The organism is Enhygromyxa salina, assembly GCF_000737335.2.
GTDB classification, from domain to species: Bacteria; Myxococcota_A; Polyangia; order Nannocystales; family Nannocystaceae; genus Plesiocystis; species Plesiocystis salina_C.
Genome location: NZ_JMCC02000287.1, coordinates 1 through 990, shown reverse-complemented (window position 1 = coordinate 990; position 990 = coordinate 1). Strand labels below are relative to the sequence as shown.

General features: G+C 68.4%; 1 protein-coding gene. It reads right to left on the bottom strand.

Annotation, left to right across the window (positions count from 1 at the left end; genetic code table 11):
- On the bottom strand, positions 1 to 990 hold a 990-nt coding region (locus DB30_RS40930; protein ID WP_165704198.1), incomplete at both ends, for a hypothetical protein.

Below are 990 nucleotides of genomic sequence, written 5' to 3'. Positions count from 1 at the left end.
GGAACTTCTGCAAAAGGATCTCGCGCGTCCGCCAGCTCCCATGCCCGAACTCGTCTTGATGTACCCGGAGCGCGAGTTCGAGGTACTCCACCGCCTCCCCGGCCCGGTTCACCGCCAGCAACCCGCGCGCGTAGTTCTCGTGCGCTTCGCTGAGTAGCTCCCGCGTCCCGCGGTGCTGCGCCAGTTCCGTTTCACGCATCTCGACCGCCCGAAGCAACAGGTCGACCCCGCGCTCGCGGACGGTGGAGTCAGGGCCGGCCACGAGCCCGAGACCCTGCACCTGCAACAGCTCGGCAACGCGATCGGGCCGATACTCGGCAAATACCGGCAGAGCGGTCAGCGCGTACGCATCCACGACCCCGATCTCTCCGCGCGCCCCCGCAACCGCGGCCAACTTCATCTGCACCTCCGCCCCAAACACCCCCAGCCCGAGCTCCCACGCCATCCCATAGGCCAACTCGAAGTCCTGGTCCGCCTCTGCGAGCTGCCCCTCGAGCCGGAAGATCTCGCCACGCCAGAAGATCGACCGCGCGACGCCGTAGTCCGATCCCAGCTCCCTCGCGAGCGTCATGTAGTCACGCTGACGCGCGCTAGCAACTTCGAGGTCGCCAATCCCCGCCAACGCCTCGACTTCGACGTCAATGTCGCGCAGCTCGAGCAGGCCGCCGTACCCCCACTCCGCGTCGTCCGGGTGATCGATGCAATGTTCCGGCGCGGGCAGCTTGGCGATCACCGACGCATAGCTCAGGCCCTCGCGCAGGTGCGGGGTCCGAAACGCGTGGACCGTCGCCTGGAAGCGATCACGAAGGCTCGCGCTGCAGGCCGTCGGCTCCGTGTCGCGCTCCGCCGACTTCGCGGCCTCGCACTCTTGCGCGCGGACAGCCAGCCACCGACCCGCCCAGTCTTGCATGCCATCCCCAGCCTTGCGGGTCCCAAACGCGCCCCGCAGCTCGGCCCGGCGCTCGTCGTTCCAGATCGACTCGAGCTCAC